Origin of the sequence: Constantimarinum furrinae, from assembly GCF_014295415.1 — a bacterium.
Classification (GTDB): domain Bacteria; phylum Bacteroidota; class Bacteroidia; order Flavobacteriales; family Flavobacteriaceae; genus Constantimarinum; species Constantimarinum furrinae.
In genome coordinates this window covers 1,858,472-1,882,020 of the sequence record NZ_CP052909.1, presented here as the reverse complement: position 1 = coordinate 1,882,020, position 23,549 = coordinate 1,858,472, and the positions used below count along the sequence as shown (strand labels likewise).

Genomic DNA, 23,549 nt, shown 5'->3' with positions numbered 1-23,549 from the left:
TATGGACGGAATTTTAATTAAAATAAACGGTGTGTGCGTATACCCTAAAATATTAACCTATATATACGCAAAATGGTTTAGGCCATTCCGCGCGATGCGGAAGACCTAAACCTTAAGGTTTGGAACGTTGGGAGCTTACTTAAGCTCAACCTCTGCTCCAGCTTCTTCTAACTGAGCTTTTAACGCTTCAGCTTCGTCTTTTGATACACCTTCTTTAATAGGAGAAGGAGCGTTATCCACTAATTCTTTAGCGTCTTTAAGACCAGCACCTGTAAGTTCTTTTACCAGTTTTACAACTGCTAATTTAGAACCACCCGGAGCAGTAAGAATTACGTCAAATTCTGACTTTTCTTCTTCAGCTTCTGCACCGGCAGCACCACCACCAGCAGCAACAGCAACAGCTGCAGCAGCAGGCTCGATACCATACTCGTCTTTTAATATAGTAGCTAACTCATTAACTTCTTTTACTGTTAAGTTAACTAATTGTTCTGCGAAATCTTTTAAATCTGCCATTTTCTATCGTTTTAAAAATAATTTGTGTTATATAATTTAATTAGTGCAATAATTTATCCTTCTCTTTCCTGAAGGGTTTTAACTATACCTGCGATGGTTCCACCACCAGACTTAAGTGCCGAGATAACATTCTTGGCCGGTGATTGAAGTAATCCAATGATCTCTCCAATAAGCTCGTCCTTAGATTTGATCTCCACCAATTTGTCTAACTGATCGTCACCAACATAGATAGATTCTTCAATGTAAGCTCCTTTAAGTAATGGTCTGTCAGATTTTTTTCTGAATTCCTTAATTACTTTTGCGGGACCGTTTCCGGTTTCTGAGAACATTAAAGAAGTGTTTCCTTTAAGTATTCCTGAAAGCTCTCCGAAGTCCTTATCTGAACTTTCCATTGCTTTTGCAAGCAAGGTGTTCTTTACTACAGCCAACTTCACACCAGCTTTAAAACAAGCGCGTCTTAAGTTTGAAGTAGTCCCTGCATCAAGACCTGAAATATCTGCTAAATAAATAGTAGCATTTTCAGACAACTGTGCAGTTAAATTTTCAATTACTTGTGATTTTTCTTCTCTTGTCATAATTTCTAATTGTTACTGCTCAGTAAATCTTTTCGTATCTATCTCTACTGAAGGGCTCATAGTACTTGACATATAGATGCTTTTAATATAAACACCTTTAGCCGACTGAGGCTTCAGTTTAACCAGAGTAGTTAATAATTCTCTCGCGTTTCCGGCAATTTTTTCAGCATCGAAAGATGCTTTTCCAATTGCGGCGTGAACGATTCCGGTCTTATCCACTTTAAAGTCGATCTTACCTGCTTTCACATCAGAAACAGCTTTAGCAACGTCCATAGTAACGGTACCGGTCTTTGGGTTAGGCATTAATCCACGAGGTCCTAAAACACGTCCTAATGGTCCTAATTTACCCATAACACTTGGCATGGTTACAATAACGTCAACGTCTGTCCAACCTCCTTTTATTTTTTCGAGGTACTCATCCAATCCAACGAAATCTGCGCCGGCTTCTTTAGCTTCGGCCTCCTTATCGGGAGTTACCAAAGCCAATACCTTTACGTCTTTACCTGTTCCATGAGGAAGGGTAACAACACCTCTAACCATCTGATTTGCTTTACGCGGGTCTACATTAAGACGCACGGCCAAATCTACAGAGGCATCGAAATTTGCGTTGGTGATCTCTTTTATTAAAGCAGAAGCTTCAGCTACGGAATAGGTTTTTGCCTCTACCTTTGCAGTTGCTTCTTTTTGCTTTTTAGTTAATCTTGCCATTTTTTAGATTCTTTTCGGTTTAAAAAGGTGCAGCACCTTTTATTTTAACTCCCATTGATCTAGCAGTTCCTGCTACCATTTTCATAGCAGATTCTACTGTAAATGCATTTAAATCGGGCATTTTGTCTTCTGCAATCGTTCTCACCTGATCCCAGGAGATAGTTGCTACCTTAACTACGTGTGGTTCGCCAGAGCCCTTTTTGGCTTTGGCCGCTTCAAGGATCTGCACGGCAGCCGGAGGAGTTTTAATAACGAAGTCGAAAGACTTGTCCTTATAAACTGTAATCACAACTGGCAATACTTTACCTTGCTTGTCTTGAGTTCTAGCATTAAATTGCTTACAGAACTCCATAATGTTCACACCGGCAGCACCTAAAGCGGGTCCAACGGGTGGTGACGGGTTAGCGGCACCTCCACGAACTTGCAACTTTACTACTTTACCAACTTCTTTTGCCATTTTTCAAATTTTAATGCGGTATTTTCTATTGTGGAAGCTTAAGAAAATAGCCTATTATATATAGCGTGTAACAATTAAACTTTTTCAACCTGCATATAACTTAATTCCAATGGTGTTTTTCTTCCGAAGATCTTCACCATGACTTCAAGTTTACGCTTCTCTTCATTTATTTTTTCGACAGTTCCGTTAAATCCGTTAAACGGTCCATCGATCACTTTTACAGTTTCCCCAATTACATAAGGAATATTCACATTGTCGTCCTTAACCGCCAGCTCATCAACTTTTCCTAACATTCGGTTAACCTCAGACTGTCTCAACGGCACGGGATCTCCTCCTTTAGTTTCCCCAAGAAAACCGATCACTCCGTTAATTGATTTTATAATATGTGGTATTTCACCTGCCAGGCTTGCCTGTATCATAATATATCCCGGGAAGTAAACACGTTCTTTGTTCACTTTCTTTCCGTTTCTTATCTGAACTACTTTTTCGGTAGGTACCAGAACCTGATCAATATAATCCTCAAGATTCAATCGTTTTATCTCAGATTCGATATACGATTTGATCTTGTTCTCCTGTCCACTTACCGAACGGACCACATACCATTTTTTTGTACTCTTTGTTTCAGTCATGTTTACGACTTGATCCATTTGAAATATTGCTCAATAACACCACTAAAGACCGTATCCACACCCCAAACTGCCAAAGCCAGTATTACTGAAAATACAGCAACGATCACAGTTAATTTCTGAGCTTCAGCCCAGGTAGGCCATGTAACATGGTTTTTAAGTTCGTTATAGGATTCTTTTATATAAGCTACCATTGTTCTTGGTGTATTTATTTTTTTGAAGTGATGTTTTATCCCAAACATTCTTCTTGCACGGGTTGAGAGACTCGAACTCCCGACACCTGGTTTTGGAGACCAGTGCTCTACCAACTGAGCTAAACCCGTATACTTTAATTAAATATTACTACTTAATCTCTATATTCAGCTATTGTCCCAATAGCAATCGGGAAAGCTAAACCCGTAATAAAAGTCAAGGCGTTCCGTAAAAACGGAACACCTTTATGACTTTAAAAATTATAGTATTAGTCTAAAATTTCAGTAACCTGACCGGCACCTACTGTTCTACCACCTTCACGGATAGCAAAACGAAGACCAACATTCATCGCGATCGCTTGAATAAGCTCAACGTGAATTGTAAGGTTATCACCAGGCATTACCATTTCAACACCATCAGGAAGACTAATATTTCCTGTTACGTCGGTTGTACGAACGTAAAACTGAGGACGGTAGTTATTATGGAATGGAGTGTGACGTCCACCTTCTTCTTTCTTAAGTACGTAAACCTCTGCTTTAAACTTAGCGTGAGGAGTAACAGAACCTGGCTTACAGATAACCATACCTCTAGAAATCTGAGACTTCTCAATACCTCTTAAAAGGATACCGGCGTTATCACCAGCTTCACCTCTGTCAAGGATCTGACGGAACATCTCAATACCAGTAATGGTTGAAGTAAGTTTCTCTGCACCCATACCAATGATCTCTACAGGATCACCAGTGTTTGCGATACCGGTTTCGATACGACCTGTTGCAACAGTTCCACGACCTGTAATAGAAAATACATCTTCAATAGGCATAAGGAATGGCTTGTCAACTTCACGAAGAGGCTCTTCGATCCAGCTATCAACAGCTTCCATTAATTCTAATACTGACTTAACCCATTTGTCTTCACCGTTCAATGCTCCAAGAGCTGAACCAGCAATTACAGGACCGTTGTCACCATCATACTCGTAGAAAGAAAGAAGATCTCTGATCTCCATTTCAACAAGCTCAAGAAGTTCTTCATCATCAACCATATCCACTTTATTCATGAATACAACAATACGAGGAATACCTACCTGACGTCCAAGAAGGATGTGCTCACGAGTTTGTGGCATTGGACCATCTGTAGCCGCAACCACAAGAATAGCACCGTCCATCTGTGCAGCACCAGTTACCATGTTCTTTACGTAATCCGCGTGACCTGGACAGTCAACGTGTGCGTAATGACGGTTTGCAGTTTGGTACTCTACGTGTGAAGAGTTAATTGTAATACCTCTTTCTTTTTCTTCAGGAGCATTATCAATTTGATCAAAAGATCTAGCCTCTGAATAACCAGCATCTGCCATCACCTTAGTAATAGCAGCAGTTAATGTTGTTTTACCGTGATCTACGTGTCCAATAGTACCTACGTTTAAGTGAGGTTTAGACCGATCAAATGTTTCTTTTGCCATTGTGTATTTATTTAATCTTAGTTATATATTAGTGTTCAATTTTAATCAACTTGAGCCAATGATGGGATTTGAACCCATGACCTCTTCCTTACCAAGGAAACGCTCTACCCCTGAGCTACACCGGCGTAAAGTATTTAATTTGTTCCTTTTCTAAAGGAAGTGATTTCTGCCTTCATAGGAATTTAAAGCAACAATTACACAATACAGTGTAATCACTGTCCGCTTTCAGCGGGAGATCACGCCATTAGGCGTGATGACTTTCCGCTTTGAGCGGGAGACCGGGTTCGAACCGGCGACATTCAGCTTGGAAGGCTGACGCTCTACCAACTGAGCTACTCCCGCATTTTTTTTCTGAATCTAATCAGATTGCATTTTCAATATTTCAAATTTCGATCACCTCGCTAAATCCGGCAATCCATTCACGATCTAGGATCACCTCGCTAAATCCAGCAATCCATTCACAATCTAGGATTACTCGCTATGCTCGTGATCCGTTTAGGGGGACCCTTGGATTACTCGCTTTGCTCGTGATCCGTTTAGGGGGACCCTAAACAAACATTTTTTTCGAATCCTTAAGAAAGCAAGCTTTCTACGAATTCTCTAAAAATGTTTGTGGGGAGAGCAGGATTCGAACCTGCGAAGACTAGGTCAGCAGATTTACAGTCTGCCCTCGTTGGCCGCTTGAGTATCTCCCCAAACCATTCTAATTTTTTAAAGAACTTTAAAATCTCAAGAGTCAACCTTTATCCGACTCATTCAACTTTCATCAACAAAAAAACCGATTTTGAAATCGTTTCAACTCAGTTTTTTCAGGAGCCGATGGAGGGACTCGAACCCACGACCTGCTGATTACAAATCAGCTGCTCTAGCCAGCTGAGCTACATCGGCCTTTTTGGCTTTTTCAGCTAAAAAAATCAGCATAAAAAAGTCCGCTATTTCTAACGGACTGCAAATGTAAATAAATTATTTTTTCTAAAAAACTTTTTTTGATTTTTTTCCTATAAATATGCTCTTTGTTTTTGTTTCCGTTTTTTTAACTGTCGTTCCAGCGATTGCACACATTCGTCTGTTCCTTCTTCGAAGGATTTAGCGTCCTTCTTTACTATCAAATCCCCACCGGGAATACTCAACAAAACCTCTACAATTTTGTTCTGCTTTTCACTTGTTTTCTGAACTTTTAAAAAAACATCTGCGAAAACGATCCTGTCGTAAAATTGCTCCAGCTTAGTTAACCGTCTTTCAATAAAATTAATGAGTTTACTGTCCGCTGCAAAATTTGGAGTTTGCACATTTACCTTCATACGCAAGAATTTTAGTAGTTAGTAGATCAGTTTGAATTTCGGGGATGCGAATCCTTATACACCTGCTTTAGTTGCGCGATACTATTATGTGTATACACTTGTGTGGAGGCGAGACTCGAATGCCCTAACAGTTCTTTCACTGCGTTTAAATCTGCACCCTCATTTAATAAATGAGTGGCAAAAGAATGTCGCAAAATATGCGGACTCTTCTTCACTTTGAGAGATGCCTCACTAAAATATGAATTTATAATACGGTAGACAAGTGTTTCATATATTTTAACGCCCTTTGCAGAAAGAAACAAATACGAATCATCGCGAATGGCTTCCAGTTCATTCCTTAGATGCAGATACTGCTCTATCGTCTTCACGACCGGTGGAATTAAAGGGATAATTCTTTCCTTATTACGCTTTCCATGTACTTTAATTGACCTTTGCGCAATATGAACATCTTTCACCTTTATACCTATCAGTTCAGCCCTACGCATCCCGGTAGAATAAAACAATTCCACGATCAATTTATTTCGGAGTCCTTCAAATCCTTCAGCGTCATTCAGTTTTTCCAGAACCGCAGCAATTTCCTTTTCAGAAAAAGGGACCTGTATTTTTTTTGACGTTTTTAATGCCTTGTGCTTCAGTAAAGGGTTCACTTCGATCTGTTTGGTCTTCAGCAAGAATTTATAATAGGATTTTAGCGAAGAGATCTTGCGATTAATACTTCGGTTCGAAGTTCCGTTATCGACCATCATTACGATCCAACTCCGAATGACAGAATAATTAACCTCTTTTATGCCTTGGTATTCATAATTTTCCTTAGCAAAAAAAGCGAAATTCTCCAGGTCGTTGAGATAGGCTGTAATGGTATGAGGAGAATACTTTTTCTCGAGTGTAAGGTAGTCGGTAAATTCAGAAAAGGGCATAAAAAATCCGTTGGTAGTAAAAATACTATAATCCAACGGATTTTTGTGATTTACAATAAAAGGAATCTTTAGATCTCTTCCTGATCTCTTAGATTTTGGATATATTGAGCTTTTTGGATTTGTGCTCTACGTACTACAGAAGGCTTTGAAAAAGCTTGTCTTGCACGTAGTTGACGCATAGTTCCGGTACGATCAAACTTACGCTTGAAACGCTTTAGTGCTCTATCGATATTTTCTCCGTCTTTAACTGGTATAATTAACATAGTGTCATCACCTCCTCTCTTTTGGGACGGCAAAGATAAAAAGTTATTTGTAATACATCGTTAAGAAATGCTAAAAAATTACTGTTTAAATAACGATGCCCGTTTACCCAGATCTTTTATTAACTGCTCCTCCTCTTCACTTTCTAACAATACATTGTAGTTATCCCAGAATTCTTCGTTATATGGTCTTGAGCTAAAAATATCTTCAGACCATTCTTTATTCAATGCCGTCTCCACAGCAAAAGCATCGCGAATCACTTCAGTAAATAGTATTTCCTGAATCGTAAAATAATACTGTTCGTCTTTATCAAAACCCGGTTCACTTTCGGTCTTTACCTGGTCTGATGAGCGGTCACCAATATTCACCAGTTTTGGAGATTCGTAATAAAAATAATTTGGATACATCTTTCCTTCATACTCCATATAGGTGATCACCAATTTATGATTTACCTGAGTATCAAACAAACTCTTGCTTCTTCGTTTTTGCACGTCTGATGCGGCTACCAATTCGTACTCTATCTTTTTAAAGGCATAATTATCCCAATAAATATAGAGCCAACCGTTGGCTTCAAAACCGTCGTTATAAATATTTGGTGTGTTCAGGTCTATAAAATCTGAACTCTTACCAATTTTAATCTTGTACAATTTTCTTCCATTTTCAACTAAAACAGTATCCAATGTGAACTGATGGGTTTTGAGCATATTCTTTCCGAATAATGCATCACGTGCATTGGCATTTCTCACCAGATTAAGCTGCCCTGCGAAAAGCTTTTCCAGACCATTTAAGCGCTGATCGTTCCATTTAATTGCGTTGACCAGTGAAGCGGTTTTAATGGTGTCTCTACGCAATTCCTTTGCCTTTACATTTATGTTTTTACCATTATACTTTAAAAAGGAAGCATAAGCAAACAAACTGTCCACTTCCCGAAGGTCATAGCTTTTGCGAATCTCGTCTACATTGATCTTTAGATTTTTCTTGGCCCCGGAAGCGTAGCTTGAGTCGTACATGGTTATTGCACTTTCAATTAGCCATTTATATTCCTTTTTATTGCGCTCCCGGTGTCTTAAAAATCCTTTCTGAAGATATGGCAATTCGGGTAAATTATCGGGTAATTCTTCGATAGCCTTTAACACGATATCATTCCCTGTTTTAGGGCGGGTAGACGACACCACAACGACTTCATCCAGCGCAGCAATATCTTCTTCCAGAAAGATCTCTAAAGGCTGCTCCAGTTCACTGATAACCGTTTTAAAACTCTTATAACCAATGGAAGAAATAATGAGGGTATCATTACTAAATTCTCTTGGTGCCTGTAACACAAAATTTCCATCGATATTCGTGATGGTACCTATGGTTGAATTCTGAATATAAACACTCGCACTTTCAATGGGGAGAAAGGTTAAGAAGTCGGCTACCTTCCCTTTGATCTCTGTTTGAGCAAAACTGCTGAAACAAATAAATCCGATTAAAAAACTAACAAATTTTTCTAATTTCCTTAATTTCATTGGTGCTATAATGTTTTGTTCCCCACTATAATTTTAGGTAGCCGGTTTATATGCTTTGCCGTCCATTACCATCTTTGCAATGATCTCTCTTAGGATCTCTGACGTTCCTCCGCCAATGGGTCCCAGTCTGCTGTCTCGCAGATTCCGTGCCAAAGGATATTCTTCCATATACCCATATCCTCCTAACAACTGCAAACATTCATAGGCAACCTCATCGGCTACCTTGGTAGATATAAGCTTGGACATGGTGGCTTCCTTAACAACATATTCACCATTATTAAGTCGTTGGGCCGTCACGTAGTTGAAGGTTTTACACACTTCTATTTCGGCCGACATCTGAGCTACTTTGTGTCTCAAGGCCTGAAACTCTGAAATAGGTTTTCCAAAGGCAACTCTTTCCTTCATATAGGCTATGGTGTAATCGAGTGCCCATTGACTGCGTGCATGTGAGTTAATCCCCATTATGAGTCGTTCCAATGCAAAATGCTGCATAATATACGGAAAGCCCTTATTCTCTTCACCCATGAGGTTAGCAGCCGGAATCTCCACATTATCGAACGCGATCTCACCTGTATCGCTGGCACGCCAACCCAGCTTGTCTAATTTTGTTGCCGAAACACCTTTGGCCTCACGATCAACAATAAACATGCTTATTCCTTTATTTCCTAATTCGGGTGAAGTTTTGGCGGCTACTATTAGGTAATCACTATATACTCCATTTGTAATAAAGGTTTTGGAACCGTTTAAAATATAACTGTCACCCTTTTTTACCGCTGTACTGCGCATTCCAGAGACGTCACTTCCTCCAAAGGGTTCAGTAATACACAGACAACCAATCATATCTCCCGAAATACTGGGAGCAAGGTACTTCTCTTTTTGTTCGTGATTTCCCTCCTTATTAAGATGGGTCATCGCCAGATATGCATGGGCCCACATAGCCGCTGCAAAACCACCTGAGTTTACTTTTTGCAATTCTTCCAGAAAGATCACAGTGTAGAAAAGATCGAGATCCATCCCGCCGTAAGCTTCGGGATAATTGATACCAAAATATCCCATATCCCCCATTTTTTTCCAGATGAAACGTTCTATATGACCTGTTTCTTCCCACTTTTCGATATGGGGAACTACTTCTTTCTGTAAGAAATCTTGAAAGCTCTTTCTGAAAAAATCATGTTCTTCTGTAAAGTATGTGGTACTCATAAATTGTTTTAAGGTTTAGGGATATACGCTGATGAAGTAATATTACTCAAAGCACAAATATAACTGAAATAGCTGTAATTTCTGAGGTGTCATTCCTTCAATTTTTTCCAACTCCGAAATGTGCTCGATCTTTTCATGCAATATTCGGTATTCCCAAATCTTTTTTGCAAGCTCGAAAGAGACTCCCGGAATGGTAGCTATATCGGAAGCAGAAATGGTGTTGAGATTCATTTTTTTTATGTCCTTCGGAAGTTTTACCGTAAACAATCTTAAGGTTCGTTGTACGACGGAATCACTCAAACCGTATACTTCATAAAGCTGAAGTTCATTTGAAAACCCTCCTATACGCTCTCTGTATCTTACTATTCTTTGGCTTAATGTAACACCCAAACCTTTTACCTCCTGAAGCTGCTCGGCGGTGGCTGCATTAAGATCGGCCTTTTTTTCCTGAGGTAACTCAGAAATAGTTTTTCTGAAAGCAGGTCTGTAAGTCCCGGGTTTGGTAACCCAATCCGGAAATGTAAACAAAGGGCTGATTCTGTTTAACACCGAATCGGAAACCCGGGTAACCCTTTTAAAATCGGCTACAGAGTTGATCCATTCTCCTTTTTCTCTGTACTGCTGAAGTCTGTCGAATTCTTCAACGGTCAATCCAAGCGTGTAGGCCTTGTAATCGGTAATAAAATTCGGATTGAAAGGATATTGTTTCGGTTTATGCTTTTCGGCTTCAGCGCAACGCAATGAATCCAATTGCTTAAGTATTAAGTCAATCTCGGGATTTGAAAAAGATACCGGATCTTCTTCCGAAGTATCCAGAAAAAAGTAAACAGCCAATAAGGCCAGAATGACAAACAGCAGAGATAAAATACTGTTGCGTTGAGAACGACTGAAAACGAAATGAGAAAGAAAAGTTGACATGACTCCACTCTAAGAATTGGGGAGTTTCCATAAATATATTAAAAATTGAATAAAAAATGCGCTCCTTGATTGTCAAGGAGCGCATTACTAAATTACATATTTGAGATAGTCCTTAATCGTTTATCGCTTCCCGTTTTAATTTGATGGCATCCAAATAACGTTTCAACTGTTTCTTCACTACGGGGAAGAGGAAGTACAATCCTACCATATTCGGGAATACCATGGCAAAGATCATCGCGTCAGAGAATGCCCAGATAGAATCCATACTAGCAGCGGCACCTATTACCACAAACGTTAAGAATAGCAGCTTATACACGAGATCCGCTCTTTTACCTCTTCCGAAGAGAAATTTCCAGGACTGAAGACCGTAATACGACCATGAGATCATGGTAGAAACCGCAAAGAGCACTACTGCGATCGTTAAGAATATTTTGGAATAAGGAATATATTCGGCAAAGGCTTTGGAAGTAATTCCGGCTCCTTCATACGGTAACCCATCAATAAGCACGGTTCCTGTACCATCCCCTCCATACTCGAAATATCCTCCAAAATTAAAGATAATGATCACCAATGCGGTCATCGTACAAATTACAACAGTATCAATAAATGGCTCTAAAAGTGCCACTAATCCTTCACTTGCGGAATACTTTGTTTTTACAGCCGAGTGTGCAATCGATGCGGAACCTGCACCTGCTTCGTTAGAGAATGCCGCACGTTGAAATCCGACTAATAACACACCTATTAAACTTCCAACACCAATCGCAGTTGGGTTAAAGGCTTCGGTTATGATAAGACTGATCGCATCATCGATAAATGAAAAATTACTTAAAATAATATACAAACAACAAGCGATATATAATATTGCCATAAACGGTACTACCTTTTCGGTCACTTGTGCAATACGCTTTATTCCTCCAATAATAATGATCCCTACCAGGATTGCGAGGACTATTCCAACGATGGCACCTGCTGCGGTACTTTCCCAGTTAAATAATTCCTTTAATACGATGGTTGCCTGATTACTTTGAGCTGCATTACCACCCCCAAATGATCCACCGATACAAAAAACAGCAAACAAGGCAGCTGCAATTTTACCAATGGTTTTAAATCCTCTTTCTTTTAATCCTTTGCTTATATAATACATAGGCCCCCCATAGACAGTTCCATCGGGTCCAACATCCCTGTATTGAACTCCCAGGGTACATTCCACAAATTTTGTGCTCATCCCCAGCAAACCACACACGATCATCCAGAAAGTAGCTCCGGGTCCCCCCAGCGCAATTGCTAAGGCGACACCGGCGATATTACCATTACCAACGGTTCCCGATACGGCTGTGGCCAATGCCTGAAAGTGACTTACCTCACCGTCTGAGCTCTCATCACGGATGGTATCGACTATATCTCCATCAATGGCTAATTCATCGACAGTTTCAAGATGTTTATCAAGGCTGTCCACCTTGTTCATATCCTGCCCTTGGGCAATTCCATCTTCGCCATATAATTCTTTAGCTCCATACTTTTCTATATCCTCATATTTTCCTCGAACTGTATTGATGGCTTTTCCAAAAAACCGGATATTCGGAAATCCGAAATACAGGGTAAAGAATGCCGCACTGGCAACTAGCAATATCAATACAAAAGGGATATCGGGATCTTCCCAAACCAAAAAGAAAATAACGTTCGTAACAAACTCGGAAACAGGCGCAAACGCCTGATCTATTTGTTGATCTAACCCCATCTCTTCCGCTTCCTGAGCAAAAGTTAAAAGTGGAGATAAAATGGTAAGAAAAGCGAGAAGATATTTCTTCATAATTGATTTTATTGGTGAGACTTGTATTTTAAAGCAAGGCAAGATGCTAAAAAAAAACAGCGAATTCAAATTTTTGCTGCTTAATTTGTTAACGATAGCTTAATCTTTAAAATAGGTTTTGAGTGATTCAATTTGGTCGGGCCTTCCGATGAGGATCAATTTGGATTGCTTTTTGATAATCATTGAAGGCTCAGGATTGACAATATATTCTCCTTCCGGAGTTTTATAACCGATAACCGAACAGCCCGTCTTTTTTCGAATATCTAATTCTCTAATGGATTGCTCTCTTCCGTCTTTACAGATTTTTTCGAAATCGACCTGCTTTACATTGATACTTTCTTTTTCTCCGGTCACAGAAAGGTTATCCAAAAATTCCACTAGATCGGGGACAACTACCAATGAAGCCATATGCTCACCGCCTATTCTGTCCGGCAGGATTACATTATCTGCCCCCGCAAGTTTAAGTTTTTTATAACTTGCCTCTTCGGTTGCCCTGCTAATGATCTTAAGGTCTTTGTTGATTTGTCTGGCCGATAAAACCACAAACAAATTATCGGCATCACTGGGAAGGGCACATATAAGCACCGATGCTTTCTCGATTCCCGCTCGAATTAAAATTTCATCTTCAACAGCATTTCCGTGAACAAATAACATATCCTCGGTTGTAAAGCGCTCTACTACATCCTTATTGTCTTCGATTACGACAAAGGACTTATTATACGCCATTAATTTTTCAACCGCTTGACGTCCGTTTCGTCCATATCCGCAAACTATGACCTGTCCCGAAAGGGAGTCGATTTTTTTTTGCACTTTCTTTTGTTTTAAATTACCAATATTATTACTGCTCAGGATATATTCAGTAATCACTTTTATAGCATATCCGACAATAAAAATACTGGTTAAAATTAACACCGACGTAAATACTTTTTCGGTATTACTTAAAGGCTCTACCTCCTTAAACCCTACTGTGGTAATACTGATGACCGTCATATACCAGGCATCCACCCATGAATACCCTGAAAAAAATCGAAATCCAATGACTCCAATTAAAAACACCAGCACTAATAACAGCAAGGCGCCAACTATATTTGAGCGTAGCAATTTAATCATAGATCGAATACAGAGCTTCGTTTGGTATACAAAAGGTCTTTTAATTTTAACCAGAATGCAAGTGTTAGATAAATCGCGAATCCGGCACCAAAGGTTGCAAAGGAAACATATATAAAGAATAGACGCACACTTTTGGCGCGCATTCCCAGTCGGTCTGCCAGCCGCGAGCTCACATAAAACCCTCGCTTTTCGAAGTAATGCCTTATATTATAGACCAATTGTAACATAGCTGCAAAGTAGCAATTTTTAGTCAATTTACCCTTGAAGCGTTCTGCTGCTTTAGTATCGAATTCCCAATCGCACATTTGAGACATTGACCCGGATTACAATAGCATTTTTTGAGTTGAAGTAGTGCCTGACTCTCTAGCGCGTTTTCTGCCACCGGCCGCAGTTGGTTAAATTTTTTGATGATGGCATTCTCTTCCTTTCTTAAGCCGGAGGCTAAACGAACGATCTCTTCAGATATATCATTACTCTGATATGTAGCATAGCAAAATTTTATCGGAATTAATGTATTAATAATGAGCAGATCGATAAATCCTTTGGAAAGTGATTTCTTCCTTTTGGAAGAGCTGACATCGAAATTGTAGTGGGTATCCCAATACGAACTTGCATGTACTGCAAACAATCTGTAAAACCCTTCTGCGGTCTTTGTTTCGATCACTTCGGAAAAGAGGTTCTTTTTTGTGCTGAAAAGTGCCGCGAGTTGAGATAATCTAATCGTAGGGAAATTAGGCGGTCGCAATCGAAAGAATTTTGGCTGGATCACAGCGGTGTCGTCGATCTTAAATTTTTGTTTGATAAAATTATATTTCTGAAGCACAACTTCAAAATGCATATCTTCCTTCCAGGTGTTGAGCATTCCTGCCTGCCCTAACAATAAAGCCTCCAAATCTAATTGTTTTTTACTGCATTTTTTTATGACCGTAAAGGGTACCGACTTGGCGATACTGTAAAATGATTCTCCATTCACTTTTAATCCGAAGCTTTTACTCAACATATAAAAAAGTACTGCCTCCCAATGATTTTTGGATTGGGATAGCTCCTTTAATATTTGTTCATTACGTAATTCTAAGCGCTCAAAATACAGACGCTCCAACCAATTTTTAACGGTGAGCCCCGGAACGGTGGCGAAGTTATTTTCGCAATAGATCCACGCTTCTTTGTTTGAGAATAACTTATGATAGTTTGTAAGTATCGCATCATGTGTAACCTTTTTTAACTCAAGCGTGGGAATCGAGGTATTATCATTTCTAAATACTTCTGCATCGTGCTCCCAGACTACATGAAGGATAACATTATCGTAGTTTTTATCAGTTTGATGCTGATGAACATACCAATCTGACGATTTAAGGTGAATCTCTATATTACCAATCCATTTAAGATCGTTGACCAGAATTTGGCCGTTAAAGAAGTCCGGCCCCGAATTGAGGTTGTGACTCCCCGGGTCGATCAATGTTAAAGTTTCCCCCTGAACCGTAAGTAAATTACGCGCATCAAATTTTTGAAACTTCCACACATAGTGTAGAAAATCCTCTCTCATGAGTAATAAAAATTGCGGGGAGTCGTAAAAGCTTAATTTGTTTTGTCCTTGGTATCGTCGTTTTCAACAGCGTCTCGAATGGGATCGGCGTACAATGCTTTATTCCATTTATACAACTTACGGCGCAACATCAAAAACCTGAAAATGCCTATTGCCAGAAAACAAACACAAACCACTAGAGCCACATACCCTAACCAATGAATCTGCTCGAAATCCTTCAATTGCAATAATGCCAAACCTCCAAGTAATAAATACAGGGACGCTCTTATATATGCCAGTAGCGTACGTTCGTTTGCCAGATTGGTTCGTTCTAAAGCCAGGATCTCTCTGGTGTTTACCGGTATGGGCTTGGTTCGTAAAAAGCGAAACAATCTTTTTGCCTTGCGTTTCATTATAGCTTAAAAATAAAGAAATCCTTTCCGGAAAGAAAGGATTTTTTAAAACATTTAACGAATGGTCTAATCGATATAACCCATTTTTTTCATCCAGTCGTTGTTGAACATTTTCCCCACGTACCTACTTCCGTGGTCATGAAAAAGTACCACTACCACATCGTCTTTTGTAAAATGGTCTTTTAGCTGAAGCAAGCCTTTTATGGCTGCTCCTGCCGAATTTCCGAGAAACATACCCTCTTCTTTAGCGAGTTTCTGAGTATATACTGCGGCATCCTTATCGGTCACTTTGGTAAAACCATCAATAATATCGAAGTTCACATTCTTAGGAAGAATATCTTCGCCTATTCCTTCAGTTACATAAGGATAGATTTCCTTTTCATCAAAAATTCCTGTCTCGTGATATTTTTTAAATACGCTTCCGTAAGTATCGATTCCCCATACTTTAATATTGGGGTTTTGTTCCTTTAGGTATTTCCCTACCCCACTAATGGTACCACCGGTACCTACACCCACTACAAAGTGAGTCACTTTTCCGTCGGTTTGCCTCCAAATCTCGGGTCCGGTACTTTCGTAGTGTGCTGCAGTATTGCTAGGATTGTCATACTGATTCACATACCAACTGTTAGGTGTTTCTTCGGCCAAACGTTTGGAAGTAGAATAATATGATCTTGGGTCGTCCGGTTCAACATCGGTAGGACACACAATCACTTCACTACCTACGGCTCTAAGAATATCCATTTTCTCCTTGCTCTGTTTATCACTGATCACACATACCATTTTGTATCCTTTTACAATAGCTGCCAGTGCCAGGCCCATTCCCGTATTCCCGCTGGTACCTTCAATGATGGTCCCCCCGGGTTTTAATCTGCCGTCATTTTCGGCATCTTCTATCATCTTCAGCGCCATTCGGTCCTTGACCGAATTTCCGGGATTAAAGGTCTCGTATTTTGCTAGCACCAATGCCGGAATGTCTTTAGTTAGATTGTTAATCTTTACCAATGGCGTATTCCCGATAGTGCCCAATATGTTTTCTGCGTATTCCATAACAAATTTTAGAAGTGCAAAGGTATAAAAAAGTCTGTCTCCAGAGCTTTCAAATTAATAGAGATTTTGAGCGGAAAGAGAGGAAAAACAGGTAATTCTTATTTATATAAACTTGCTAGGAATCCCATGGAAATCTTATCATCAACATTGTCGTTCACAGACGTCCCGTAGACTTGCCATTACTCCTTTCAGATAGGCGACAATTTTAATTCAGAGGAGCGCAACTATGGCCACTTTTATTAGCCTCAACCCAGTAGGCTGTAGGAGCACAAAAACTATTATTCGTAACGAATGGCCTTAACAGGAGAGATCTTGGCAATGATCCAGGTTGGAATAAGCAGCATTAAAAGACACAAAATAAACGTTCCCGCATTAAGTGCCAGAATATAGCCGGCATCCAGATAGACAGGGGCTTCGGTAACGTAATATGTATCCGGGTTTAACGGAAACAGTTTGAAATACTTCTGAGCTAGAAGGAGTCCGAGACCAATGACATTTCCCCAGAAGAGGCCTACTCCAATTAGGTACATTGCATTGTATAAAAACACCTTGCGTACACTCCAATCATTACTTCCCAGTGCTTTGAGAATTCCTATCATTTGTGTTCGTTCCAGTATGAGTACCAGTAAGGCAGTAATCATATTAATCCCGGCAACCAGGATCATGATCCCGATGATTAGGGCAATATTAAAATCGAAAAGGTCGAGCCACTCGAAAATGGAATAATACTTTTCCCGAATGGTCTGAGTATCCAGTGTACTTTCCGTTTCCTTATAAACGGCGTTGCCTACCTGTTGTATATCATCGAAATCCTCAACAAAAAGCTCGAAAGCACCAATCTGGTCAGCTTCCCATTTATTGAGACGCTGAATATGACGGATATCGGCAATGATAAATTGTTCATCAAATTGTTGAAAGCCGCTGTTGTAGATCCCCTTGATCACAAATCCGCGAGTACGGGGTGGTTTTGTGCTGTCTTCATTGAGAAAAAAGGTGACAATTTTATCATTGAGCTGTAACTGCAAGCGGTTTGCCAAATAGGAGGATAAGAGGATCTCATTACCAAGGTCACCGCTAAAATCGGGAAGATCGCCTTCTACCAAAAAATCATCAAAGTACGCCCAATTATAGTCCTCACTCACCCCTTTTACCACGATACCTTCAAAATCGGTTTCGGTACGTATCACTCCTGCCTTGGATGCGGTAACCTGAATGTGATCAATACCATCTACAGTAGTAAACTTCGGATAAAACGGTTGGTTTTTAGAGATCGGGATCTGTGAATCGTTACTAAAGTTGGTATCGAAATTTGAAATTATGATGTCTCCGTTAAAAGCCGAGACCTTTTCTCGTATCTTTTTTTGCAGTCCGACGCCCGTTGCTATGGAGATAAGCATCATTATTATACCCAGGGCAATCGCACTTATCGCAATTTTTATTATTGGAGCCGAAATGCTACTTTTATAATCCTTGGAAGCGATGATGCGCCGGGCGATGAAAAATTCGAAATTCACGGGTTACTTTATGCGATTTACGTTGTTCAAAAATACATTTTTAATCCTTCTTCTGTTAGGTTTTTCCTGCGGAAGTGGAGACAAAGGGAATCAAATTCCTTTTTCAGAAGAAAATACGGAGGAGTCTGAAGCCCGTAGTTCGAAGTCGGAAGCCGGAAGCATTGATAAAGATGACACTATTGTGATGGGCGCCGAACAGTTTGATACCTACTCCGGACTGCTCCGAAACAAAACGGTTGGCGTTGTCGCAAATCAGACTTCTGTGATTAGTGCAGAACAACAGTCCATACATTTAGTAGACTTTTTAGTGTCGAAGAAAATCGATTTAAAAAAAGTATTTGCTCCCGAGCACGGTTTCAGAGGAACGGCAGATGCCGGTGAACTGATTAAGGATGGTATGGATGTGAGTACCGGTCTTCCTATAATTTCACTGTACGGAAAAAACAAAAAACCTTCCCAACAACAACTGTCGGGTTTAGAGGTAATGATATTTGATATTCAGGATGTAGGTGCACGTTTTTACACCTATATCTCTACCCTTCACTATGTGATGGAAGCCTGTGCCGAAGCCGGGATTCCCCTTATTATAATGGATCGACCAAATCCCAACGGGCACTATATAGATGGTCCTATTCTGGAAATTCAGCATAAAAGTTTTGTGGGCATGCATCCCGTTCCGGTAGTCCACGGGATGACCATTGGGGAATATGCACAAATGATAAACGGACAGGGATGGCTGGAAAATAAGAAGCAGTGCGAAATTAAGGTTATTAAGATGCTCAATTACGACCACCAAACTGCGTATTCACTTCCTGTGAAGCCTTCACCAAATCTTCCAAATGATACAGCCATCAATTTATATCCAAGCCTTTGTTTTTTTGAAGGTACCGTTGTAAGTGCCGGGCGGGGTACAAATACTCAGTTTCAGGTGTTTGGAGCGCCATCCTTACCGGCTGAGTTTTTTCCGTATACATTCACCCCACAAGCTAATGAAGGTGCTAAACATCCTAAGTTTAAGGGTGAGCAGTGTAACGGGCTCGACCTCAGGAATACGAAAAAAATGAACAAACTGAATCTGGAGTGGCTTATTGAGGCCTATGTGGGTTATGGAAAAAAGAAGGAGTTCTTTAATGACTTTTTTACGAATCTTGCCGGAACCACTAAATTGCAGGAACAGATCGAAAAAGGATATACCTATCCCGAAATACGGGCCACCTGGCTACGTGATCTGGATGCTTATGACGCCATGAGGAAAAAATATCTGCTTTATAAATAATTGGGCATTAATTAATTGTATTTAAAATTTCCCGGCTAATATCCTAAACGCTTAAAAACACCTTTACGGCGAGACTATTTTTGTATCTTCCCTTAAAATTTGCAGATTGAAGAAAGTACTTTATCTTCTACTTCTATTCGTGCTGTGTGCTTTTCAGTGTGAAGAAGAAGTTGAAAACGATCAGCGCTCCTCTGTGAGTGGTTTAATTGTCGACGGAAACAATAATCCACTAAGTGACATCAAAATTCAGGTGATCTCTGAGGATCTTGTATTGGGTGAATCCCGCAGTGAGTCCAATGGGTTTTTCAATTTTACTACCCTGAGAACCGGGTATGATGATTTCAGGATCGCGATCAACAGAACAGAGGGTTCTCCATACAGCCGCGTAACCTATGTTTATGGTGACAGCTCGTTCGAAGAGCGTTACAACCTTGATCAAGTGGTTTTACGGAAATTAGCAACACTCGATTTTAAAATAACAAAAACCTCTCCGGATCAGAATGTTTTGGATTTCTCACTGGAATACATAAGCAGTGAATGTTCGTTCTTCTTTATAGATACCAATATTCCTAATTCTGAAGATTGTTATGAGGATAAGATAATTTCCGGAACCTTGAACGACAATCAAACCAATTTTGAAACAGAAGTACCTTCACTATTAAATACTACGGTTCGATTTACTTACGAGCTGAATAATGAACCACCTCAAATCATTCTTATTGAATTGACCGAAGCAACCACGACCTATGAATTTGAATATTAAAAAAATACTGTTTTGTTTGTGTCTGTTCTCCGTGCTATTAACTTCCGGGCAAGAGATAGAAGAGGAAGATAGCAACTCTTCAGACTGGGTGCAGGATGATCATTTCGGAGTGTTTAAGGTAGGATTGTATGTTCCTCTTGTTATGGGTGATAACTTTGCAAATAAGGCTTTAAAACAGGATGCCGGTGTTGAAGTGGCCTTTATGGTAAATATTTTCGATTCACCTGTCCTTCTGGGTGTGAATTTTAATCATTTTCACGCCGATGTTGTGGATCCGCAACTGGTGGGCAATTATACCGGAGCCGATATTAACAGTATTGGCCCGATGATTGGATATCAGGTTTTAAACGACACGAATTGGCGTGGCACAGTAGCTTTGGGCTACGGATTTGTAAAATATAAAAATAGCGGGAAAAATTTCGATTTTAGTGATTCGGGAGGGAGTTTAACGGTGGCACCAAGTATGGGATATCACTTTTCAAGACACATTGGTGCTTATGGTGAGTTGGCTTTCCGAAGGGATTTTTTGAATATTGAAAGTCCGTCGGAATTGAAAACATTTTTTAACGGAGCAACTTATATTTCCTTTAGTTTAGGTGTGCGTATTGTTATTTAATTCGCCGCTTCATTTCTTCCACTATATTAAATGCCGCAGGGCAAATCGCCACATTCTTTAAGGTAAGGTTCGAGATCTGCTGAAATTTTTTTCTATCGGTATGTGGAAATTCGCGGCAGGCCTTTGGGCGCACATCATAAATACTGCAGAAATTATCTGCTCCCAAAAAAGTACAGGGTACACGCTGCAATACATGGTCATTCTCCTCATCAACCTTTAAATAGGATTCAACGAATTTTTGAGGCTTCATTTTAAAGTGCTTTGCTATACGTTCAATATCCTTGTTGGTAAATAATGGCCCTGTGGTCTTACAGCAGTTGGCGCATGTTAAGCAATCGGTCCGCTCAAACTCGGCTTCATGCAGCTCTACCATGAGCGTATCCAGATTTTTTGGCGGCTTTTTCCGAAGCTTTCCGAAGAACTTTTTATTCTCCTTATATGTATCTTTAGCCCGTTGAGGGAGTTCATTCAGGATGTCTTCCATGGCGTAAAATTACGGATTTAGGAACTAGTAATGAATTTTGAGTAAATAGTAATTAGGAATTAGGAGTAGAAAACAACGAATAAGTAATAGCCTGTATACAGTAACCAGTATGCTGTAAGCAACTCATCGAACGAAGTGTAAAGAAAAATCCTGTAACCCGTAACATGCAACCTGTAACCTGTAACCTATACCCCGCAACCATTAACCCGATGCGCATATGAACGACATATATGGACGAGCTCTGTTGGATTATTTCCACGGAAAGTATACTGAAGATATCATAACGGAAACGAATATCAGCGAAGAAGATGTCTTACCACTTCCCTATCTCTTTAGAAGTTATTCTGAAATGCCTCCTCTGGAACAAAAAGCATTACAACTTTCAAAGGGAAGGATCCTCGATGTAGGCTGCGGTACCGGAAGTCATTCGCTGTACCTTCAGAATAAAGGAATGGAGGTTACAGCCATTGATACTTCACCGGGAGCAGTTGAAGTTTGTCAACGCAGAGGGCTAAAGGATGTACGGCACACTGAGCTGCTTCAGTTTAAAGACAAAGACTTTGATACTATACTGTTGTTAATGAACGGAACGGGCATTTTTGAAACGCTTGAGAATATTCCGGAGTACCTTCAGCATGTGAAGTCATTGTTGGCTAAAAACGGTCAAATCCTTATAGATTCGAGTGATCTTCAATATATGTATGATAGAAATGAGGAAGGAGGGTTGTGGGTACCGGCAGATCGTTATTATGGTGAACTTGAATTTACCATGACCTACAAGGGCGTATCCTCTCCCCCATTTTTCTGGTTGTACCTGGATGAACTACGTTTTGAGGAAATATGTACTTCTGAAGGCCTAAAATTTGAGGTAATAACGCGGGGTGAAAACTACGATTATCTCGCCAGGATTACTGTTGATTGCGATAGCCCATCTTAACCAATTGGGTCATTTTTGATCCAAAAAGTTCTCTTGCCCATTGTTCCGAGATCCTGGTAAGGTCTGAAGCCAACACAGTCTTAGCATTTTCTATTTTTTGCCCAACCTTTCCATCGTAAAAACCGTTGATCTCCTCCTGCTGCGCTACAGTTAGAGCAGTTGGGTCCTGTCGCTGTTGTTTTGCTGCCTCACTACCGTAAAAGTCGGTCATTGCAGCAATATCCTCTTTGGAAAAGTGCTTTTTATACGCTGAAGTGAGTAAGACCATTGCCTGATCGATCGTTTTGTCCTTGTCTTCGCGAATGGTAGTCCAATCTTCTTCCATGATCTCTGTATTTCTGAAATTTTTTGCAAGAACCAGGAACATTTCTTCATAAGCTTGGTCATATTGGGCGCGAATTCCACTATTGTCTAAATAATTAATGATCCCCGCCTCGAACGCATCAGACTGCGCCGAAGTTGAAAAACAAATCGCCAAAAAAAGCGTTAAAAATAAATATCCAATTTTCATAATGCCCAATTAAAAGTTATGTTTGCTAAAAATACAAAAATAATACTATGAGAAAAGCCCCGCTAAGATTCGCTCTCTTATTTTTATCCTTTTTATTAATTCTTTCCTGTAAAAGTGATGATGGTGGCCCCATGGAAGATCCAAGGGCAGAGAATCTAAAAGCATTGGGAACGTCTGCAGAAGATCTACTTTCGGATGATGAGTATACCAGTATTGTCGTCGAAATTGTTTATGCTAACGGCTATCGTCCGCAGCAGCTCACCATAGACAGTTTTGAAATTTTCTTAAACGACCGACTCAACAAACCTGATGGAATTTCCATAGTAGAAACTGTGATCGACGCCCCCCAGGGGAAGCCATTCAGCATTCAGGAAATTCGTGAGATTGAAGCCAATAACAGGACCCGATATACCGTTGGGGATGAAATAGCGGTCTATGTGTTCTTTGCTAACGGCAGTTCTTCGAATGATACGGCTAATTCGGTTACCTTAGGTACTGCGTATCAAAACACCTCTATCGTTATTTACGAAGAAACCATACAAAACCTGAATTTAGGGGATTTCTTCCTGGTGGAAGCCACTACCTTACGGCATGAATTTGGACATCTTTTGGGGCTCGTGAACATTCAGGGGGATGATATTCACAGTGACCACGAAGACCCCGACAATAACAAACATTGCGTAGTTGAAGAATGCTTAATGTATTTCGCCAGTACAAATCCCGGGACCATTCCAAATCCGGTAAAAGGAGATATACCTCCTCTGGATGAATTATGCCTTGCCGATCTGCAAGCGAAGGGCGGGAAGTAATGGATTAGGTGTTAGGTGTTAGGTGTTAGGTGTTAGGTGTTAGGTGTTAGGTGTTAGGTGTTAGGTGTTAGGTGTAAAAATAAGAACAACTACTAAATTCTCACG

The 23,549-nt window shown here is 40.1% G+C and carries 27 protein-coding genes and 5 tRNA genes; 5 read left to right on the top strand and 27 right to left on the bottom strand.

Annotated features, from left to right (window positions below):
* Positions 1–135: 135 nt before the first annotated feature.
* From rplL to ALE3EI_RS08525, 25 genes are all read right to left on the bottom strand, one after another.
* Complete coding sequence (gene rplL / locus ALE3EI_RS08645) at positions 136–513, bottom strand: 50S ribosomal protein L7/L12 (protein WP_186987871.1); 378 nt, start codon at positions 511–513, stop codon at positions 136–138.
* A 53-nt stretch (positions 514–566) separates the two neighbouring features.
* A complete protein-coding gene (rplJ, locus tag ALE3EI_RS08640) occupies positions 567–1,088 on the bottom strand; it encodes a 50S ribosomal protein L10 (protein ID WP_186987870.1) in 522 nt (173 codons plus the stop codon).
* A gap of 12 nt (positions 1,089–1,100) precedes the next feature.
* Positions 1,101–1,796 (bottom strand): 50S ribosomal protein L1, encoded by a 696-nt coding sequence (rplA, locus tag ALE3EI_RS08635; protein WP_186987869.1) that lies wholly within the window; start codon positions 1,794–1,796, stop codon positions 1,101–1,103.
* A 19-nt stretch (positions 1,797–1,815) separates the two neighbouring features.
* On the bottom strand, positions 1,816–2,253 hold the full coding sequence (gene rplK, locus ALE3EI_RS08630; protein ID WP_186987868.1) for a 50S ribosomal protein L11: 438 nt from the start codon (positions 2,251–2,253) through the stop codon (positions 1,816–1,818).
* Positions 2,254–2,327: 74 nt separating this feature from the next.
* Positions 2,328–2,882 (bottom strand): transcription termination/antitermination protein NusG, encoded by a 555-nt coding sequence (gene nusG, locus ALE3EI_RS08625; RefSeq protein WP_186992338.1) that lies wholly within the window; start codon positions 2,880–2,882, stop codon positions 2,328–2,330.
* A 2-nt stretch (positions 2,883–2,884) separates the two neighbouring features.
* Positions 2,885–3,073, bottom strand: coding sequence for a preprotein translocase subunit SecE (gene secE, locus ALE3EI_RS08620; RefSeq protein ID WP_186987867.1), 189 nt, complete (start codon positions 3,071–3,073; stop codon positions 2,885–2,887).
* A 56-nt stretch (positions 3,074–3,129) separates the two neighbouring features.
* Positions 3,130–3,202: transfer RNA gene (locus ALE3EI_RS08615), tRNA-Trp, on the bottom strand.
* A gap of 137 nt (positions 3,203–3,339) precedes the next feature.
* Positions 3,340–4,527 carry an elongation factor Tu gene (gene tuf / locus ALE3EI_RS08610; protein WP_186987866.1) on the bottom strand — a complete coding sequence of 396 codons (1,188 nt, stop codon included), beginning with the start codon at positions 4,525–4,527 and terminating at the stop codon, positions 3,340–3,342.
* 53 nt (positions 4,528–4,580) lie between these two features.
* Positions 4,581–4,652: transfer RNA gene (locus tag ALE3EI_RS08605), tRNA-Thr, on the bottom strand.
* Positions 4,653–4,796: 144 nt separating this feature from the next.
* Positions 4,797–4,869, bottom strand: a tRNA-Gly gene (locus tag ALE3EI_RS08600).
* 271 nt (positions 4,870–5,140) lie between these two features.
* A tRNA-Tyr gene (locus ALE3EI_RS08595) sits at positions 5,141–5,222 on the bottom strand.
* A 119-nt stretch (positions 5,223–5,341) separates the two neighbouring features.
* Positions 5,342–5,415 (bottom strand) — tRNA-Thr (locus ALE3EI_RS08590).
* Positions 5,416–5,525: 110 nt separating this feature from the next.
* Positions 5,526–5,828 carry a ribosome hibernation-promoting factor, HPF/YfiA family gene (hpf, locus tag ALE3EI_RS08585; RefSeq protein ID WP_186987865.1) on the bottom strand — a complete coding sequence of 101 codons (303 nt, stop codon included), beginning with the start codon at positions 5,826–5,828 and terminating at the stop codon, positions 5,526–5,528.
* A 26-nt stretch (positions 5,829–5,854) separates the two neighbouring features.
* Entirely contained in the window at positions 5,855–6,745 is an 891-nt protein-coding gene (locus tag ALE3EI_RS08580) for a tyrosine-type recombinase/integrase (protein WP_186992337.1), read from the bottom strand.
* 68 nt (positions 6,746–6,813) lie between these two features.
* Positions 6,814–7,008, bottom strand: a complete 195-nt coding sequence (rpsU, locus tag ALE3EI_RS08575; RefSeq protein WP_186992336.1) for a 30S ribosomal protein S21 — start codon at positions 7,006–7,008, stop codon at positions 6,814–6,816.
* A 78-nt stretch (positions 7,009–7,086) separates the two neighbouring features.
* Entirely contained in the window at positions 7,087–8,514 is a 1,428-nt protein-coding gene (locus ALE3EI_RS08570) for a carboxypeptidase-like regulatory domain-containing protein (RefSeq protein WP_186987864.1), read from the bottom strand.
* Positions 8,515–8,547: 33 nt separating this feature from the next.
* The gene (locus tag ALE3EI_RS08565) at positions 8,548–9,714 is read right to left on the bottom strand and encodes an acyl-CoA dehydrogenase family protein (RefSeq protein WP_186987863.1); all 1,167 of its coding nucleotides are present in this window, start codon (positions 9,712–9,714) and stop codon (positions 8,548–8,550) included.
* 42 nt (positions 9,715–9,756) lie between these two features.
* A complete protein-coding gene (locus tag ALE3EI_RS08560; RefSeq protein ID WP_186987862.1) occupies positions 9,757–10,632 on the bottom strand; it encodes a ComEA family DNA-binding protein in 876 nt (291 codons plus the stop codon).
* 112 nt (positions 10,633–10,744) lie between these two features.
* Complete coding sequence (locus ALE3EI_RS08555; protein WP_186987861.1) at positions 10,745–12,442, bottom strand: alanine/glycine:cation symporter family protein; 1,698 nt, start codon at positions 12,440–12,442, stop codon at positions 10,745–10,747.
* 99 nt (positions 12,443–12,541) lie between these two features.
* Complete coding sequence (locus ALE3EI_RS08550; protein ID WP_186987860.1) at positions 12,542–13,552, bottom strand: potassium channel family protein; 1,011 nt, start codon at positions 13,550–13,552, stop codon at positions 12,542–12,544.
* Positions 13,549–13,779, bottom strand: coding sequence for a PspC domain-containing protein (locus ALE3EI_RS08545; protein WP_186987859.1), 231 nt, complete (start codon positions 13,777–13,779; stop codon positions 13,549–13,551). Before ALE3EI_RS08545 ends, ALE3EI_RS08550 begins: the two co-directional genes overlap by 4 nt.
* A 23-nt stretch (positions 13,780–13,802) precedes the next feature.
* Complete coding sequence (locus tag ALE3EI_RS08540) at positions 13,803–15,095, bottom strand: DUF2851 family protein (RefSeq protein ID WP_186987858.1); 1,293 nt, start codon at positions 15,093–15,095, stop codon at positions 13,803–13,805.
* A 32-nt stretch (positions 15,096–15,127) separates the two neighbouring features.
* Complete coding sequence (locus ALE3EI_RS08535; RefSeq protein WP_186987857.1) at positions 15,128–15,487, bottom strand: DUF202 domain-containing protein; 360 nt, start codon at positions 15,485–15,487, stop codon at positions 15,128–15,130.
* 66 nt (positions 15,488–15,553) lie between these two features.
* Positions 15,554–16,534 (bottom strand): PLP-dependent cysteine synthase family protein, encoded by a 981-nt coding sequence (locus ALE3EI_RS08530; protein ID WP_186987856.1) that lies wholly within the window; start codon positions 16,532–16,534, stop codon positions 15,554–15,556.
* Positions 16,535–16,812: 278 nt separating this feature from the next.
* Positions 16,813–18,048 carry an ABC transporter permease gene (locus ALE3EI_RS08525; RefSeq protein ID WP_186987855.1) on the bottom strand — a complete coding sequence of 412 codons (1,236 nt, stop codon included), beginning with the start codon at positions 18,046–18,048 and terminating at the stop codon, positions 16,813–16,815.
* A 10-nt stretch (positions 18,049–18,058) separates the two neighbouring features.
* Between ALE3EI_RS08525 and ALE3EI_RS08520 the strand changes: the two genes are divergently transcribed.
* The 3 genes from ALE3EI_RS08520 to ALE3EI_RS08510 all read left to right on the top strand — a co-directional run bounded on the left by ALE3EI_RS08520 (position 18,059) and on the right by ALE3EI_RS08510 (position 20,703).
* Positions 18,059–19,324, top strand: coding sequence for an exo-beta-N-acetylmuramidase NamZ family protein (locus ALE3EI_RS08520; RefSeq protein WP_186987854.1), 1,266 nt, complete (start codon positions 18,059–18,061; stop codon positions 19,322–19,324).
* Between the two features lie 106 nt (positions 19,325–19,430).
* Positions 19,431–20,087 carry a hypothetical protein gene (locus ALE3EI_RS08515; RefSeq protein ID WP_186987853.1) on the top strand — a complete coding sequence of 219 codons (657 nt, stop codon included), beginning with the start codon at positions 19,431–19,433 and terminating at the stop codon, positions 20,085–20,087.
* Positions 20,071–20,703 (top strand): porin family protein, encoded by a 633-nt coding sequence (locus ALE3EI_RS08510; RefSeq protein WP_186987852.1) that lies wholly within the window; start codon positions 20,071–20,073, stop codon positions 20,701–20,703. Before ALE3EI_RS08515 ends, ALE3EI_RS08510 begins: the two co-directional genes overlap by 17 nt.
* Here the strand turns inward: ALE3EI_RS08510 and ALE3EI_RS08505 are convergent.
* Positions 20,696–21,187: a YkgJ family cysteine cluster protein gene (locus ALE3EI_RS08505; protein WP_186987851.1), complete on the bottom strand. Its 492-nt coding sequence runs from the start codon at positions 21,185–21,187 to the stop codon at positions 20,696–20,698. The two genes, ALE3EI_RS08510 and ALE3EI_RS08505, sit on opposite strands and share 8 nt — an antisense overlap.
* 217 nt (positions 21,188–21,404) lie before the next feature.
* Here ALE3EI_RS08505 and ALE3EI_RS08500 point away from each other — a divergent pair, with 217 nt between their 5' ends.
* A complete protein-coding gene (locus ALE3EI_RS08500; protein WP_186987850.1) occupies positions 21,405–22,124 on the top strand; it encodes a class I SAM-dependent methyltransferase in 720 nt (239 codons plus the stop codon).
* On the opposite strand, the gene ALE3EI_RS08495 is transcribed toward ALE3EI_RS08500, so the two are convergent.
* Positions 22,096–22,635, bottom strand: coding sequence for a DUF2059 domain-containing protein (locus ALE3EI_RS08495; protein ID WP_186987849.1), 540 nt, complete (start codon positions 22,633–22,635; stop codon positions 22,096–22,098). The genes ALE3EI_RS08500 and ALE3EI_RS08495 overlap by 29 nt on opposite strands.
* Before the next feature lie 47 nt (positions 22,636–22,682).
* On the opposite strand from ALE3EI_RS08495, the gene ALE3EI_RS08490 reads away from it, so the two are divergent.
* Positions 22,683–23,444 (top strand): membrane metalloprotease, encoded by a 762-nt coding sequence (locus tag ALE3EI_RS08490; RefSeq protein ID WP_186987848.1) that lies wholly within the window; start codon positions 22,683–22,685, stop codon positions 23,442–23,444.
* Positions 23,445–23,549: the final 105 nt, after the last annotated feature.

Bases quoted from the DNA above. Each gene is read 5' to 3' on its own strand.
- rpsU (WP_186992336.1), bottom strand. From the start codon at position 7,008: ATGTTAATTATACCAGTTAAAGACGGAGAAAATATCGATAGAGCACTA.
- rplA (WP_186987869.1), bottom strand. From the start codon at position 1,796: ATGGCAAGATTAACTAAAAAGCAAAAAGAAGCAACTGCAAAGGTAGAG.
- ALE3EI_RS08580 (WP_186992337.1), bottom strand. From the start codon at position 6,745: ATGCCCTTTTCTGAATTTACCGACTACCTTACACTCGAGAAAAAGTAT.
- ALE3EI_RS08520 (WP_186987854.1), top strand. From the start codon at position 18,059: ATGCGATTTACGTTGTTCAAAAATACATTTTTAATCCTTCTTCTGTTA.
- ALE3EI_RS08565 (WP_186987863.1), bottom strand. From the start codon at position 9,714: ATGAGTACCACATACTTTACAGAAGAACATGATTTTTTCAGAAAGAGC.
- ALE3EI_RS08510 (WP_186987852.1), top strand. From the start codon at position 20,071: ATGAATTTGAATATTAAAAAAATACTGTTTTGTTTGTGTCTGTTCTCC.
- ALE3EI_RS08545 (WP_186987859.1), bottom strand. From the start codon at position 13,779: ATGTTACAATTGGTCTATAATATAAGGCATTACTTCGAAAAGCGAGGG.
- rplK (WP_186987868.1), bottom strand. From the start codon at position 2,253: ATGGCAAAAGAAGTTGGTAAAGTAGTAAAGTTGCAAGTTCGTGGAGGT.
- rplL (WP_186987871.1), bottom strand. From the start codon at position 513: ATGGCAGATTTAAAAGATTTCGCAGAACAATTAGTTAACTTAACAGTA.
- ALE3EI_RS08500 (WP_186987850.1), top strand. From the start codon at position 21,405: ATGAACGACATATATGGACGAGCTCTGTTGGATTATTTCCACGGAAAG.
- ALE3EI_RS08555 (WP_186987861.1), bottom strand. From the start codon at position 12,442: ATGAAGAAATATCTTCTCGCTTTTCTTACCATTTTATCTCCACTTTTA.
- ALE3EI_RS08495 (WP_186987849.1), bottom strand. From the start codon at position 22,635: ATGAAAATTGGATATTTATTTTTAACGCTTTTTTTGGCGATTTGTTTT.
- ALE3EI_RS08570 (WP_186987864.1), bottom strand. From the start codon at position 8,514: ATGAAATTAAGGAAATTAGAAAAATTTGTTAGTTTTTTAATCGGATTT.
- hpf (WP_186987865.1), bottom strand. From the start codon at position 5,828: ATGAAGGTAAATGTGCAAACTCCAAATTTTGCAGCGGACAGTAAACTC.
- ALE3EI_RS08505 (WP_186987851.1), bottom strand. From the start codon at position 21,187: ATGGAAGACATCCTGAATGAACTCCCTCAACGGGCTAAAGATACATAT.
- ALE3EI_RS08540 (WP_186987858.1), bottom strand. From the start codon at position 15,095: ATGAGAGAGGATTTTCTACACTATGTGTGGAAGTTTCAAAAATTTGAT.
- ALE3EI_RS08550 (WP_186987860.1), bottom strand. From the start codon at position 13,552: ATGATTAAATTGCTACGCTCAAATATAGTTGGCGCCTTGCTGTTATTA.
- secE (WP_186987867.1), bottom strand. From the start codon at position 3,073: ATGGTAGCTTATATAAAAGAATCCTATAACGAACTTAAAAACCATGTT.
- ALE3EI_RS08490 (WP_186987848.1), top strand. From the start codon at position 22,683: ATGAGAAAAGCCCCGCTAAGATTCGCTCTCTTATTTTTATCCTTTTTA.
- tuf (WP_186987866.1), bottom strand. From the start codon at position 4,527: ATGGCAAAAGAAACATTTGATCGGTCTAAACCTCACTTAAACGTAGGT.
- ALE3EI_RS08530 (WP_186987856.1), bottom strand. From the start codon at position 16,534: ATGGAATACGCAGAAAACATATTGGGCACTATCGGGAATACGCCATTG.
- ALE3EI_RS08535 (WP_186987857.1), bottom strand. From the start codon at position 15,487: ATGAAACGCAAGGCAAAAAGATTGTTTCGCTTTTTACGAACCAAGCCC.
- ALE3EI_RS08560 (WP_186987862.1), bottom strand. From the start codon at position 10,632: ATGTCAACTTTTCTTTCTCATTTCGTTTTCAGTCGTTCTCAACGCAAC.
- rplJ (WP_186987870.1), bottom strand. From the start codon at position 1,088: ATGACAAGAGAAGAAAAATCACAAGTAATTGAAAATTTAACTGCACAG.
- nusG (WP_186992338.1), bottom strand. From the start codon at position 2,882: ATGACTGAAACAAAGAGTACAAAAAAATGGTATGTGGTCCGTTCGGTA.